The organism is Streptomyces sp. NBC_00210 (assembly GCF_045160975.1).
Lineage (GTDB): Bacteria > Actinomycetota > Actinomycetes > Streptomycetales > Streptomycetaceae > Streptomyces.
In genome coordinates, this window is record NZ_CP108120.1 from 3,579,553 (window position 1) to 3,592,263 (window position 12,711).

At 69.5% G+C, this 12,711-nt stretch carries 12 protein-coding genes; 4 read left to right on the forward strand and 8 right to left on the reverse strand.

What is annotated here, in order from left to right; translation table 11 throughout:
• Nucleotides 1-2: 2 nt before the first annotated feature.
• The 3 genes from OG729_RS16100 to OG729_RS16110 are packed head-to-tail and all read right to left on the reverse strand — an operon-like array spanning nt 3 to nt 2,635.
• The gene (locus OG729_RS16100) at nt 3-1,823 is read right to left on the reverse strand and encodes a glycoside hydrolase family 15 protein (RefSeq protein ID WP_405806714.1); all 1,821 of its coding nucleotides are present in this window, start codon (nt 1,821-1,823) and stop codon (nt 3-5) included.
• Nucleotides 1,824-1,859: 36 nt separating this feature from the next.
• Nucleotides 1,860-2,141 carry an SHOCT domain-containing protein gene (locus OG729_RS16105; protein WP_360878897.1) on the reverse strand — a complete coding sequence of 94 codons (282 nt, stop codon included), beginning with the start codon at nt 2,139-2,141 and terminating at the stop codon, nt 1,860-1,862.
• Nucleotides 2,142-2,182: 41 nt separating this feature from the next.
• On the reverse strand, nt 2,183-2,635 hold the full coding sequence (locus tag OG729_RS16110) for a DUF6325 family protein (RefSeq protein ID WP_360878893.1): 453 nt from the start codon (nt 2,633-2,635) through the stop codon (nt 2,183-2,185).
• A 278-nt stretch (nt 2,636-2,913) separates the two neighbouring features.
• Between OG729_RS16110 and OG729_RS16115 the strand changes: the two genes are divergently transcribed.
• The 4 genes from OG729_RS16115 to OG729_RS16130 are packed head-to-tail and all read left to right on the forward strand — an operon-like array spanning nt 2,914 to nt 6,486.
• A complete protein-coding gene (locus OG729_RS16115; protein WP_405806716.1) occupies nt 2,914-3,555 on the forward strand; it encodes a GAP family protein in 642 nt (213 codons plus the stop codon).
• 54 nt (nt 3,556-3,609) lie between these two features.
• Nucleotides 3,610-4,527, forward strand: coding sequence for a YhjD/YihY/BrkB family envelope integrity protein (locus OG729_RS16120; protein WP_405806717.1), 918 nt, complete (start codon nt 3,610-3,612; stop codon nt 4,525-4,527).
• A complete protein-coding gene (coaA, locus tag OG729_RS16125; protein ID WP_405806719.1) occupies nt 4,528-5,523 on the forward strand; it encodes a type I pantothenate kinase in 996 nt (331 codons plus the stop codon).
• 12 nt (nt 5,524-5,535) lie between these two features.
• On the forward strand, nt 5,536-6,486 hold the full coding sequence (locus tag OG729_RS16130) for a DUF389 domain-containing protein (protein WP_405806721.1): 951 nt from the start codon (nt 5,536-5,538) through the stop codon (nt 6,484-6,486).
• Between the two features lie 117 nt (nt 6,487-6,603).
• On the opposite strand, the gene glmM is transcribed toward OG729_RS16130, so the two are convergent.
• The 5 genes from glmM to OG729_RS16155 all read right to left on the reverse strand — a co-directional run bounded on the left by glmM (nt 6,604) and on the right by OG729_RS16155 (nt 12,697).
• On the reverse strand, nt 6,604-7,962 hold the full coding sequence (gene glmM / locus OG729_RS16135; protein WP_360878877.1) for a phosphoglucosamine mutase: 1,359 nt from the start codon (nt 7,960-7,962) through the stop codon (nt 6,604-6,606).
• Nucleotides 7,963-8,101: 139 nt separating this feature from the next.
• Entirely contained in the window at nt 8,102-8,629 is a 528-nt protein-coding gene (rpsI, locus tag OG729_RS16140) for a 30S ribosomal protein S9 (protein ID WP_327325497.1), read from the reverse strand.
• A 44-nt stretch (nt 8,630-8,673) separates the two neighbouring features.
• The gene (gene rplM / locus OG729_RS16145; protein ID WP_005313471.1) at nt 8,674-9,117 is read right to left on the reverse strand and encodes a 50S ribosomal protein L13; all 444 of its coding nucleotides are present in this window, start codon (nt 9,115-9,117) and stop codon (nt 8,674-8,676) included.
• Nucleotides 9,118-9,368: 251 nt separating this feature from the next.
• Nucleotides 9,369-10,934 (reverse strand): protein kinase domain-containing protein, encoded by a 1,566-nt coding sequence (locus OG729_RS16150; RefSeq protein WP_405806723.1) that lies wholly within the window; start codon nt 10,932-10,934, stop codon nt 9,369-9,371.
• A gap of 143 nt (nt 10,935-11,077) precedes the next feature.
• Nucleotides 11,078-12,697: an ABC-F family ATP-binding cassette domain-containing protein gene (locus OG729_RS16155; protein WP_405806725.1), complete on the reverse strand. Its 1,620-nt coding sequence runs from the start codon at nt 12,695-12,697 to the stop codon at nt 11,078-11,080.
• Nucleotides 12,698-12,711: the final 14 nt, after the last annotated feature.

Here is a 12,711-nt window from a genome sequence, read left to right on the forward strand (position 1 = left end):
CCTCAGCGGCTCTGTTGCCGGTCGAGGGCTTCGTCGAGAGTGCTGGCGGCCATGATGAGAGAGAGATGGGTGAACGCCTGTGGGAAGTTTCCGAGTTGCTCACCGCTGGGGCCGATCTCCTCGGCGAACAGGCCCACATGGTTGGCATATGTGTGCATCTTCTCGAACGCGTAGCGCGCCTGAGGGAGCCGCCCGGCCCTGGCCAGTGCGTCGACGTAGAGAAACGTGCAGAGGCTGAACGTGCCCTCCGAGCCGCGCAGACCGTCCGGGGAAGCCGTTGGATCGTAGCGGTAGACAAGGCTGTCCGAGACGAGCTTGCGGTCGACGGCGTCGAGCGTGGACAGCCAGCCGGGGCTCTTGGCGGCCAGGAACCGGACCCGTGGAATGAGCAGCAGGGAGGCGTCCATGACGTCGCCGTCGTAGTACTGGACGAGGGCCTGCTCCTTGTCGCTCCAGGCCCGTTCCATCACCTGATCGAGAATGGTGTCTCTTGCGTCGGTCCACAGAGCGGTGTTCGCGGGCCGGCTGAACTCCTGTGCCAGACGCAGTCCGCGGTCGAAGGCGACCCAGCACATCACCCGGCTGTAGGTGAAGTCCTTGCGGCCGCCGCGGGTTTCCCAGATGCCCTCGTCCGGGCGGTCCCAGGATTCGGCGAGCCAGTCGAGCGTCGAGGCGAGCCCCTTCCAGCCGTGGTATCCGGTCTGGATTCCCACCTCGTGGCCTTCGGCCATGGCGTAGAGCGCCTCGCCGTAGATGTCGAGCTGGAGTTGATCCATAGCGGCGTTCCCGGCCCGTACCGGGGACGAGCCGCGGTACCCCTCGAAGTGATCGAGGATCTCCTCCGGGATGTCCGGATCCCCGTCGACCCGGTACATGATCTGCAGACGTTCGCCCGGAGAGTCCGCGCGGTCGCGCATCCGGTCGCCGAGCCAGCGGGTGAACCGGGACACCTCGTCGACGAATCCGAGGTCCAGCAACGCCCGCACCGACAACGCACCGTCCCGCACCCAGGTGTAGCGGTAGTCCCAGTTGCGCTCGCCCCCGATCTGTTCGGGTAGACCCATGGTCGCCGCGGCGACGGGAGCACCCGTGGGAGCGTAGGTGAGGAGCTTCAGGGTGATCGCGGAGCGGTTGACCATGTCCAGCCACCGGCCGCGGTACCGGGAAGTGCGCAGCCAGTCCTGCCAGAAGTAGCCCACGGCGAAGAGCTGTTCGGTGAGCCCCTCCACCGTGGGGGGAGCGGGCCGCTCACCGTCCGGGTCACAGACCGTGAACTCGGCGGCGGCCGACTCGCCCGCGTCGAGTGTGACCTCGCCCCTGACGTCCAGCCCGTCACGTTCCAGAGGGAAGGTGGCCCAGAGGTAGCCGGTCTGCTTCGGCGCCCGGAACGCCGCTCCCTCCGGGCGCAGTTCGAGGTCATGAGTGGCCCGCCCGTAGTCGAACCGCGGTCTGCACTCCAAAGAGAACCGCACTGTGCCGCGTACGCACCGTACGACGCGCACCAGCGTGTGCCGGTCCGTCGGCGTGAGCGCCTGGTTCGGCAGCATGCAGTCGATTACCTCGCCGACGCCGTCGGGCGACATGAACCGGGTCACCAGGACTGCCGTGTCGGGGAAATAGAGCTGTCTGCAGACCGCGTCGGCGTCGTCCGGAGCGAAGAGGAAATATCCGCCGCGGTCATGGTCGAGCAGAGCGGCGAAAACACTCGGTGAATCGAACCGGGGAGCCGGAAACCAGTTGATGACGCCGCGGGAGGAGACCAGAGCGGCGGTCTGCAGGTCACCGATCAGACCATGGTCGGCGATGGGCGGATATCGGTCCATGGGCACTCCGATCGGGACCCCAAAACGGGATTTCGCTCAGGAGCTGAGGATCTGGCTCTTCTGAGCCTCGAACTCGCTTTCAGTGAGGACACCCTGCGCCTTGAGATCTCCGAGTTCCTTCAATTGGCCAATTTTGCTTTCCATCGACGGTGCGGCCGGGGGCGGCGGCTCGGCAGCGGCCGGCTGCTGTGCGGGAGCCTGCTGGCTGTCCTGTTCGGCCCATCGGCCGGCCTGTCGGCGCGACACACGGTTGGAAACCGCGGTCGCCGTGCCGGCGACGACGGCGGTGCGGGCGACCCCGCGAAGTAGACCAGGCATGTGCTGTGTCCCTGTCTCGTGAGCAGCCGCTGACGGCTGCCTCAGGAATCGGACTGGGCCTCGGCGGCTTCGAGTGAGGCCACGAGGGCCTGAACCGGAATCCGTCCGCCGGCCACCAACTGGGCGCCGCTGCGCCGCAGGGCCGACGCGAGGGGCGCGGCCCACAGGTTCTCGTACACAATGATCCCCGCGGAGCTTCCGGGCTCGAGCACGGCGGACGCGTCCTGAAAGTCGTCGTCACCGAGCAGGCCCGAGGAGGCGCCCTCGAAGACGGTCAGGTCGAGTGTGCCGTCGCGGTCGATGTCCGCGATTTCCAGCCCGGTGACCGAGCCGTCGGTTTCCTTTCTGACAAAGCTGAGGTCGAGGATCCGGATAATTCCGCGCTCGACCAGGTCGACGAGCAGCGGCAGGCCCTCACCGGTCATTCGGTTGCCCGGAAACTCGATGACCAGATAGTCGACAGGACCCATTTCGTAAAGTTCGTCGGCGCTCATACGGGCTCCTCGCACGGTTCGGCTCGACGGCGTTCATCCGCGGACGAACCCTTCCGGTCTGCCGGGCGGATTTCACACCACCGAACCCATTGCATCACCGCACGGAACTCCATGCACCTCGGGTCGGGCCTCCCGGCCCGGGGCAGAACGGCCGCAGAGGTCATCCCAATGGGCGCCCACCTTTCGCATTTCCACCGGCTTCGTGTCTCGCTGGATTCGGCGGACGAAGGGACCGCGTCCGCCGAAGAACCGGCCCCTGGAGGAGTGAGGACGCCGAGATGACTCTCGACCTCATCCTCATCGGCCTGGCGATCACCCTCGAACCGTTTCCGGTCATGTCATTCATCCTGGTGCTGTCCGCGGAAAAGGGCGTACGCAAGGGCCTTGTCTTCATCCTCGCCTGGCTCGCATGCCTGGTTCTGGTGATCGCCTGTGTGCTGCTCTTCACCGACGGGACGCCGCCCAAGTTGAACTCCGCCCCCTCCACCGGGGCACTCGCCGTCAAACTGGCCGTCGGCGTCGGGCTGATCGGCTACGGCGTGCACAAGCGCCGCAGCACCGGCCGCCCCCGACGGGACCCCGCAGGGCAGGCGAAGCTGCACAAGGGCTCGTCGTGGACGGCGGCCGGCCTCGCGGTCCTCCTCCAGCCCTGGGGGCTCGTCGCCGCAGGCGCCGCGACCGTCATGAACGCGGATCTCTCGCACGCCGCCACCTGGCTGACGCTGATGCTGTACTGCCTGCTGGCCACCTCCAGCCTGCTGACAATGGAGTTCTACGCGACATTCCGGCCCAGCGCGGCCACGCCGAGACTCCAGGCACTGCGTACCTGGATGACGGACCACCAGGACCAGGCCGTCGTCACGCTGTCCCTGGCGCTGGGCTTCTGGCTGGCCGGCCGGAGCATCTCCCAACTTGTCTGACGGCCCCCGCGCACCCGGGCGGGCCGGCGGACACCGAGCGCAGAGGAGGCGAGGATGGCGCGGTGGCGCGCGTGGTCCCACGCCCTGGACGCCCGTCTGCGACTGAGGCTCGCCGAGGCGCATACGCGCTTCCCCGTCATCGCTCGCCTCATTTCGCGGATGCACGCCGTCAACATCCTGGATGCCGCGACCCGGCTGGCAGCGCAGTCGTTCCTGACCGCGATCCCTCTGTTCTTCCTGATCGCCTCCTTCGCCCCGAGCTCGGTGCGCAATCAGCTCGTCAGCTCCCTACGTACGGTCTTCGGCCTCACCGGAGCCGTGAACGCACAGCTCGATCAGCTTCTCCAGTCGCACACGGGTGGCGTGCGCGACACCATCGGCGTGGTGGGCGCTCTCATGGTGCTCATCTCGGCGACAGCCGTCAGCCGGGCGCTGCAGCGGCTCTGCCGACGTGCGTTCGCCGTGCCCAAGGCGGCCTCCAAGGTCGCCCCCTGGCGGTGGCTGGTCTGGATCGCCGTCTGGATGCTCGCCCTTCTGGTGCAAGGGCCCCTGCGCAACGGCTTCGGCGCCGGGCTCTGGCTGGGCATCCCGGTGACCGCAATCAGTCTGACCCTCCTGTGGTGGTGGACTCAGCACCTGCTGCTGGGCGGTCGGGTCCGCTGGCTGCCGCTGCTGCCCGGCGCGTTTCTCACGGCGGCGGCGTTGACGGCCCTGTCGGTCAGCGCCCGGATCTACATGCCGCGGGCGCTCAACCGCAGCATGGCGGAGTACGGATCGCTGGGGTCGGTGTTCACCATGCTCTCGTGGCTGATCGTGGTCTGCGCCGCGATCGCCGTCGCCATCACGGTCGGCGCGGTCCTTGCGCAGGAGCCGTGGCTGGCCCGTCACCTCGGACCGTCCATGGAGGAGGGCCCATCGCCGCGTGACCGAGCACACCCTCCAGAACCGCCGCCCAGCCCCGACAATGTGTAGGTGATCTCTTCGCCGCCACGGAGCGCCCACCGCCGGGCCGAGCCTGCGTCGACGCCTTACGTCGACCTCACCCGCGCGGAGTGGAGCGCCCTGCGTGAAAAGACCCCGCTCCCCCTCACGGCCGAAGAGGTCGAGCAGCTGCGCGGTCTCGGCGATGTCATCGACCTGGACGAGGTACGGGACGTCTACCTCCCGCTCTCCCGGCTGCTCAATCTGTACGTACAGGCCACGGCCGGTCTACGAGGCGCGCTGAACACCTTCCTGGGCGACGCCGGGAACGGCCACGGCGAGCAGCGCGGCACCCCCTTCGTCATAGGCGTCGCGGGCTCCGTCGCGGTCGGCAAGTCCACCGTCGCCCGACTGCTGCAGGCCCTGCTCGCCCGCTGGCCCGAGCACCCGCGCGTCGAGCTGGTCACCACCGACGGATTCCTGCTCCCCATGAAGGAGCTCAAGGACCGCGGTCTGATGTCCAGGAAGGGCTTCCCCGAGTCGTACGACCGGCGCGCCCTGACCCGCTTCGTCGCCGACATCAAGGCCGGCAAGGACGAGGTCACCGCCCCCGTCTACTCCCACCTGATCTACGACATCGTGCCCGGCGAGCGCCTGACCGTCGCCCGCCCCGACATCCTGATCGTCGAGGGGCTCAACGTCCTGCAGCCCGCGCTGCCGGGCAAGGACGGCCGCACCCGGGTGGGTCTGGCGGACTACTTCGACTTCAGCGTGTACGTCGACGCCCGCCCCGAGGACATCGAGCGCTGGTACCTCAACCGCTTCCGCAAGCTGCGCGAGACGGCCTTCCAGAACCCCTTCTCGTACTTCAGGAAGTACACCCAGGTCTCCGAGGAGGAGGCCCTGGACTACGCCCGTACGATGTGGCGCACCATCAACAAGCCCAATCTGCTGGAGAACGTGGCCCCGACCCGCGGCCGTGCCACGCTGGTGCTCCGCAAGGGCCCCGACCACAAGGTGCAGCGCCTGTCCCTGCGCAAACTCTGAGGAGCCGCCCGCGTGCTGCATCTGCGCCTGATCACCCCGGCCGACCGCACCGCCGAGGTGGTGCGGCTGATCGAGCGGACCGTCGGCACGACGCATCTCGCCCTCGTCCCCGGCGCCGCCCTCAATCCCGCGGGCGACCTGGTGATGTGCGACGTGGCCCGGGAGGCGGGCGACGAACTGATCGGCGAGCTGCGGGCGCTCGGCATCGACGAGTCGGGCTCGATCGCCGTCGAGAACATCGACCTGTCGCTCTCGAGGCGCGCCGACAAGGCTGAGGAGGAGGCACCGGGCGAGGGCGCGGACGCGGTGCTGTGGGAGCACCTGACGGACGCGACCCACGAGGAGTCGACGCTGTCCGTCACGTACATCGCGTTTCTGACCCTGGCGACGATGATCGCGGCGTGCGGCGTGGTGCTCGACAACGCGATCCTGATCGTGGGCGCGATGGCGGTGGGCCCGGAGTTCGGCCCGCTGGCGGGTATCTGCACAGCGCTGGTGCAGCGCGCCCCGCGGCTGGCGTGGCGCTCGTTCCAGGCGCTGATCGTCGGCTTCGCCGCGGCCATGCTGGCCACGGTGGCTTTCAGCTTCTTCATGGACGGGGTGGGCCTCTTCGAGTCGTCGCAGCTGGCGGCCGAGCGCCCGAACACCAACTTCATCTACCGCCCGGACTGGTTCTCCTTCGTCGTCGCCGCGCTGGCCGGCGCGGCGGGGACGCTCTCGCTGACCTCGGCGAAATCGGGCGCGCTGGTGGGCGTGGCGATCTCGGTGACGACGGTCCCGGCGGCGGCGAACGCGGCGGTGGCGTTCAGCTACCAGGAGTACAAGCAGGCGTGGGGCTCGACGGAGCAGCTGCTGCTGAATCTGCTGGGCATCGTGCTGGCAGGCACACTGACGCTGCTGGCGCAGAAGTACCTGTGGGCGAGGCAGCGGGCGCGTACGGCGGCAAGAACGACGCTGCTCTGACGCCGGGCGGGGGCAGGCAAAAGCGCCCGGCCCGAACCGTCACGGTCCAGGCCGGGCGCACCCGAAACGCAGCGAGGGCGGCCCCGGTCCACCAGGACGCGCCCCCGCCGATCCGTATCAGCCGAGCGCGGACTTCACCGCGTCCGCCAGCCGGCCGGCCACCGAGCGGGCCTGCTCGATGTCCGCTGCCTCGACCATGACGCGTACCAGCGGCTCGGTACCCGACGGACGCAGCAGTACACGACCGGTCGCACCCAGCTCGCGCTCCGCCTCGGCAACCGCGCCGGCCAGCTCCGTAGAGGTGTTCACCCGCGCCTTGTCCACGTCCGGCACATTGATGAGCACCTGCGGCAGCCGGTCCATGACCCCGGCAAGATCGGCCAGCGAGCGGCCCGTCGCGGCGACCCGGGCCGCCAGCATCAGGCCGGTGAGCGTGCCGTCGCCGGTCGTGGCGTGGTCGAGCACGATGACGTGCCCGGACTGCTCGCCGCCCAGCGCGTACCCCTCGGCCTTCATCGACTCCAGGACGTACCGGTCGCCGACCGCGGTCTGCACCAGCTGTACGCCCTCGCGCTCCATCGCCAGCTTGAAGCCGAGGTTGGACATCACGGTGGCGACAACGGTGTCCCCGCGCAGGGTCCCGGCCTCGCGCATGGCGAGCGCCAGCACGGCGAGGATCTGGTCGCCGTCGACCTCGTTGCCCGCGCCGTCCACGGCGAGGCAGCGGTCGGCGTCGCCGTCGTGGGCGATGCCGAGGTCCGCGCCGTGCTCGCCGACCGCGGCCTTCAGCAGACCGAGGTGCGTGGAGCCGCAGCCGTCGTTGATGTTGAGGCCGTCCGGGTCCGCGCCGATGGTGATCACCTCGGCGCCCGCCCGCGCGAAGGCCTCCGGCGAGACGCGGGATGCCGCACCGTGCGCCTCGTCCAGGACGACCTTGAGCCCGTCGATCCGGTTCGGCAGCACGGCCAGCAGATGGGCCACGTACTTGTCGAAGCCCTCGTCGTAGTCGGACACCCGGCCCACGCCCGCACCGGTCGGCCGGTCCCAGGGAGCGCCGGTGCGGTGCTCCTCGTACACGGCCTCGATCCTGTCCTCGAGCTCGTCGGCGAGCTTGTGACCGCCGCGCGCGAAGAACTTGATGCCGTTGTCGGGCATGGCGTTGTGGCTCGCGGAGAGCATCACGCCGAGGTCGGCGCCGAGGTCGCCGGTGAGATACGCCACCGCGGGTGTCGGCAGTACGCCGACGCGCAGCACGTCCACGCCCGCACTTGCGAGACCCGCCACGACGGCGGCCTCCAGAAACTCTCCCGACGCACGCGGATCACGTCCGACCACGGCGGTCGGCCGATGCCCCTCAAAGGTCCCCGCCTCGGCGAGCACATGCGCCGCAGCGACCGAAAGGCCGAGCGCGAGCTCCGCCGTCAGATCCGCATTGGCGACACCGCGCACGCCGTCCGTGCCGAAGAGTCGTCCCACAGCTGTCCTCCGAAAATGCTCCGAAAATGCAAGCCCCCGAGCGCTAGCCCGTTATACGCCCGGGGTGGTCCATATACGAACGCCCCGGCAGCACGGAGTGCCGCCGGGGCGAACGAAAGCCGTACAGGCCAGCGAGCGATTAGCGCTTGCTGTACTGCGGGGCCTTACGGGCCTTCTTCAGACCGGCCTTCTTGCGCTCGACCGCACGGTCGTCGCGGCTCAGGAAGCCGGCCTTCTTCAGCGGGGCGCGGTTGTTGTCCACGTCCGCCTCGTTCAGGGCGCGGGCCACGCCGAGGCGCAGGGCGCCGGCCTGACCGGAGACGCCGCCACCCGAGATGCGGGCGATGACGTCGTAGCGGTTGTCGAGCTCGAGCACCTTGAAGGGCTCGTTGACTTCCTGCTGGTGCACCTTGTTGGGGAAGTAGTCCTCAAGGGTGCGACCGTTGATCTTCCACTTGCCGGTGCCCGGAACGATCCGGACGCGGGCAATGGCGTTCTTGCGACGGCCCAGGCCGGCAGCCGGCTGGGGGTCGCCGAAGCGGGACGCCAGCGACTCGCTGGTGTACTCGCCCTCGACGGGAACCTCCGACTCGAAGGTGGTCACCTCGGCGAAGGTCTCTTCAGCCTCGGTGCCCTCGACGGGGGTCTCTGCAGTGGTCTCGGCCACGATTCTCCTCAGATCTTTCTGTACGTCTTAGGGGGTGGCCGGAACTACTGCGCGACCTGGGTGATCTCGAACGGGACCGGCTGCTGAGCAGCGTGCGGGTGCTGGTCGCCCGCGTAGATCTTCAGCTTCGAGAGCATCTGACGACCCAGGGTGTTCTTGGGGATCATGCCTTTGATGGCCTTCTCCACAGCCTTCTCCGGGCTCTTGGCAAGCAGCTCGTCGTAGCGGACGGAGCGCAGACCACCCGGGTACCCGGAGTGGCGGTACGCCATCTTCTGGGTCTTCTTGTTGCCGGAGAGGTGAACCTTCTCGGCGTTGATGATGATGACGAAGTCGCCCATGTCCATGTGGGGGGCGTAAGTCGGCTTGTGCTTGCCCCGGAGGAGGTTCGCTGCCGTAGTCGCCAGACGGCCCAGGACAATGTCCTGCGCGTCGATGATGTGCCACTGGCGCGTGACATCGCCGGGCTTGGGGCTGTACGTACGCACGGTCGTAGCCTTCGCTTCTTCAGTGATGGGGCCTCCCCAAGCCCCAAGGCTTAGGGGAAGGGTCCTGACAGGTCCACCCGGACGATCACGACAGCCTTGGCGGCGCTACGGGGACGCAACCCGAGTGCCTGCCGCTGGTCATCGGCCCGGTGGACCGGCGTAAGGGCCCCTCACGTGAGATAGAGCAAGCCAATACGCATAACGAACCAGAAGAATACCCGCGCTCCCCCGGTCGGGTCAAAACGCCGGCGTCACGGGGCACCCAGTACCTTGGCCAGAAACTGGGCCTCGTTGCGCTTCAGGCCGACGGCGATCGGCGCGCTCCCGCCCGGCAGCCGCTCTATTATCGCCGGGCTGGCCAGCAGCCGGTCGTCACCCTGGACGAACGCCAGGTGATTGTGCGGCTCGGCACGGCCCGCGACGTTCCCGGTCAGCTCGGCGAACTTCGTCTTGTCGGCATCCTCGAAGGTGACCATGACGGCCCAGCCCTTCGCCCCCGGCCCCGTGTCCTCGAAGGCGGTCACCTTCTTGAATTTGTTGACGGTCATCCCGGGAGCCGTCGATACGACGACACAGGTCTGCGTGTCGTACGACATGAAGCCACGTCCGTCAGGCACTGGCGTCTGCGTCGGGAGCAGCCCCGTGTCCGATCCGGTCGCGCACGAGCCCCGGAACTCGTTCTCCACCTCCAGGATGCGCACGGGCTTGTCCGGCACACCCGCGGCCCGCTCGCCCTCCCATGGCCGTACCACCAGGAGCACCGCGAGTCCCGCCACGGCGAGCACCGTCCCGCCGCCCGCCCACCACAGCCTTGTACGCCGTACGGGAGGCGGCGCCGCCAGCCGTGAGGTCGGCCGGGGCAGAGGCACCGCATCCGTCACCGCGTCCGGCTGCACCCGCCGCCGGGCGTCCTCCACCGCGCGGGTCCGCCGCTCCCGGTGTCCTTCGATGGCCTCGATCCACGCCGGATTCAGCCAGTCCTCGCCACCGCGGGCGTCCGGCCGCTCCCCGAGCCGGGACGCGCACAGCGCCAGGATGTCGGCAGGAGCAGGCCGCTCCGCCGGGTCCAGCGCCAGACAGGGCAGGACCAGCGCGTCCAGCTCGGGCGGCAGCCCGGAGACATCGAGCTCGCCCGTCGCGGCACGCACCAGCTGTTCCATCGCGGAGCCCGCGCCCCCCTCGCGGTACGGCGCCCGGCCCACCGCGAGAAAGAAGAGTGTCGCCCCCAGCGAGAAGACGTCCGAGGCCGCGGTGGTGGGTTCGCCCCGCGCCTGCTCGGGCGCGGCGTACGCGACCGTGCCGAGCGCCGCCTGCGTACGGGTCACATCACCGGCCTGCGAAATGCCGAAGTCGATCACCCGCGGGCCTTCGACCGGGAGCAGTACGTTCGACGGCTTCACGTCCCGGTGCACCAGACCGGCCGCGTGGATGGACACCAGAGCCTCGGCCATACCGGCGGCCACCCATTGCAAGGCGCTGGGGCCGAGGGGCCCGCAGCCTTCGACCAGGTCCCTCAGCGAGGGCGCGGGGATGTACTCGGTCGCCATCCACGGCACCGCGGCGTGCGCGTCGGCCTCGACGACGCTCGCGGTGTACACGCCCCGGACGCGCTGCGCCAGGACCACCTCGCGCGCGAACCGCCGCCGGTCGTCCGCGCTGTCGGTGAGCAGTGTCTTGACGGCGACCGTGCGACCGCCGGGCGAGCGGGCGAGATAGATCCGCCCCATGCCGCCGCTGGCCAGTTCGGCCAACACCGTGAACGGCCCGAAACTGCTGTGCCCCACCGGGAGCGCATCCGCCACCCCGTCATCCTGCATGCCCGCCCCCCGGATCGGCCCCACCCGACAACGGCCGCCACTCTAACGGCGGTTGGACCCTGCGCTCCATAGCAGCCGAAGCCTCACGCGGCGCGCAGCGGCCGCACCACGGCCCGCCGAGCGCCCGAGGTCACGCGCCCAGGTCAGCGCGCCCGCTCCACCCGTCGCTCGTCCCACACCGGCTCCGACGTCTCCCGTACGACCCCGTCCGAGCCGAAGACCAGGTACCGGTCGAAGGACTTCGCGAACCACCTGTCGTGCGTGACCGCCAGCACCGTCCCCTCGTACGTCTCCAAGCCCTCCTGCAGCGCCTCCGCCGACTCCAGATCCAGGTTGTCCGTCGGCTCGTCGAGGAGCAGCGCGGTCGTCCCCGCCAGTTCGAGCAGCAGGATCTGGAACCGCGCCTGCTGGCCGCCCGAGAGCTTCTCGAAGCGCTGGTCCCCCTGCCGCTCCAGCTCGTACCGCCGCAGCACCGACATCGCCCCGCCCCGGTCCTTGGCGTGCTCCGTCCACAGAATGTCGACCAGCGTCCGCCCCAGCAGCTCCGGATGCGCATGCGTCTGCGCGAAGTGCCCGGGCACCACCCGCGCCCCCAGCTTCCACTCCCCCTTGTGCGCCACCGGCTCCCCCGCCAGCAGCCGCAGGAAGTGCGACTTCCCGGACCCGTTCGAGCCCAGGACGGCGACCCGCTCCCCGTAGAAGATCTCCAGCGAGAACGGCTTCATCAGGCCGGTCAGCTCGAGCCCCGCGCAGGTCAGCGCGCGCACTCCGGTCCGCCCGCCGCGCAGCCGCATCCGGATCTCCTGCTCCCGCGGCGGCTCCGGCGGCGGCCCCGCCTCCTCGAACTTCTTGAAGCGGGTCTGCATCGCCCGGTACCGCGACGCCATGTCCGGGCTGATCGCCGCCTGCTGCCGCAGCCGCAGCACCAGTGCCTTCAGCCGCGCATGCTCCTCGTCCCAGCGCCGCTTCAGCTCCTCGAAGCGGGCGAACCGCTCCTTGCGCGCCTCGTGATACGTACCGAAGCCGCCGCCGTGGACCCACACGTCCGACCCCGCCGGGCTCGGCTCCACACTCACGATCCGCTCCGCGGCCCGCGCCAGCAGCTCCCGGTCGTGAGAGACGAAGAGCACCGTCTTACGGGTCTCCTTCAGCCGCTCCTCCAGCCACCGCTTGCCCGGCACGTCCAGATAGTTGTCCGGCTCGTCGAGGAGCAGCACCTCGTCGGGACCCCGCAGCAGCGCCTCCAGCACCAGCCGTTTCTGCTCGCCCCCGCTGAGGGTGCGCACCAGCCGCCACTGCGCGCTCTCGTACGGAACGCCCAGCGCGGCCATCGTGCACATGTCCCAGACGGTCTCGGCCTCGTACCCCCGCGCCTCCGCCCAGTCGCTCAGCGCCTGCGCGTACTTCATCTGCGCGGCCTCGTCGTCGACCGTCATGATCAGGTGCTCCGCGGCGTCCACCTCCGCGGCGGCCTCGCGGATCCGCGGCTGCGCCACCGACACCAGCAGATCCCGTACGGTCCGCTCGTCCCGCACCGACCCGACGAACTGCGGCATCACACCGAGCCCGCCGCTCGCCGACACCGCACCGCCGTGCGGCTGCAGCTCCCCCGCCATCAGCCGCAGCAGCGTCGTCTTGCCGGCGCCGTTCGCGCCGACCAGGGCGACCACCGCGCCCTCCCCCACCCGGAAGGAGGCGTCACCGAGGAGCACCCGCCCGTCCGGTAGGTAGTACTCCAGATGCGCTGCCTCGAGATGTCCCATGCTCCGATTCTCGC

Bases quoted from the DNA above. Each gene is read 5' to 3' on its own strand.
- OG729_RS16100 (WP_405806714.1), bottom strand. From the start codon at position 1,823: ATGGACCGATATCCGCCCATCGCCGACCATGGTCTGATCGGTGACCTG.
- OG729_RS16105 (WP_360878897.1), bottom strand. From the start codon at position 2,141: ATGCCTGGTCTACTTCGCGGGGTCGCCCGCACCGCCGTCGTCGCCGGC.
- OG729_RS16110 (WP_360878893.1), bottom strand. From the start codon at position 2,635: ATGAGCGCCGACGAACTTTACGAAATGGGTCCTGTCGACTATCTGGTC.
- OG729_RS16115 (WP_405806716.1), top strand. From the start codon at position 2,914: ATGACTCTCGACCTCATCCTCATCGGCCTGGCGATCACCCTCGAACCG.
- OG729_RS16120 (WP_405806717.1), top strand. From the start codon at position 3,610: ATGGCGCGGTGGCGCGCGTGGTCCCACGCCCTGGACGCCCGTCTGCGA.
- OG729_RS16150 (WP_405806723.1), bottom strand. From the start codon at position 10,934: ATGCAGGATGACGGGGTGGCGGATGCGCTCCCGGTGGGGCACAGCAGT.
- OG729_RS16155 (WP_405806725.1), bottom strand. From the start codon at position 12,697: ATGGGACATCTCGAGGCAGCGCATCTGGAGTACTACCTACCGGACGGG.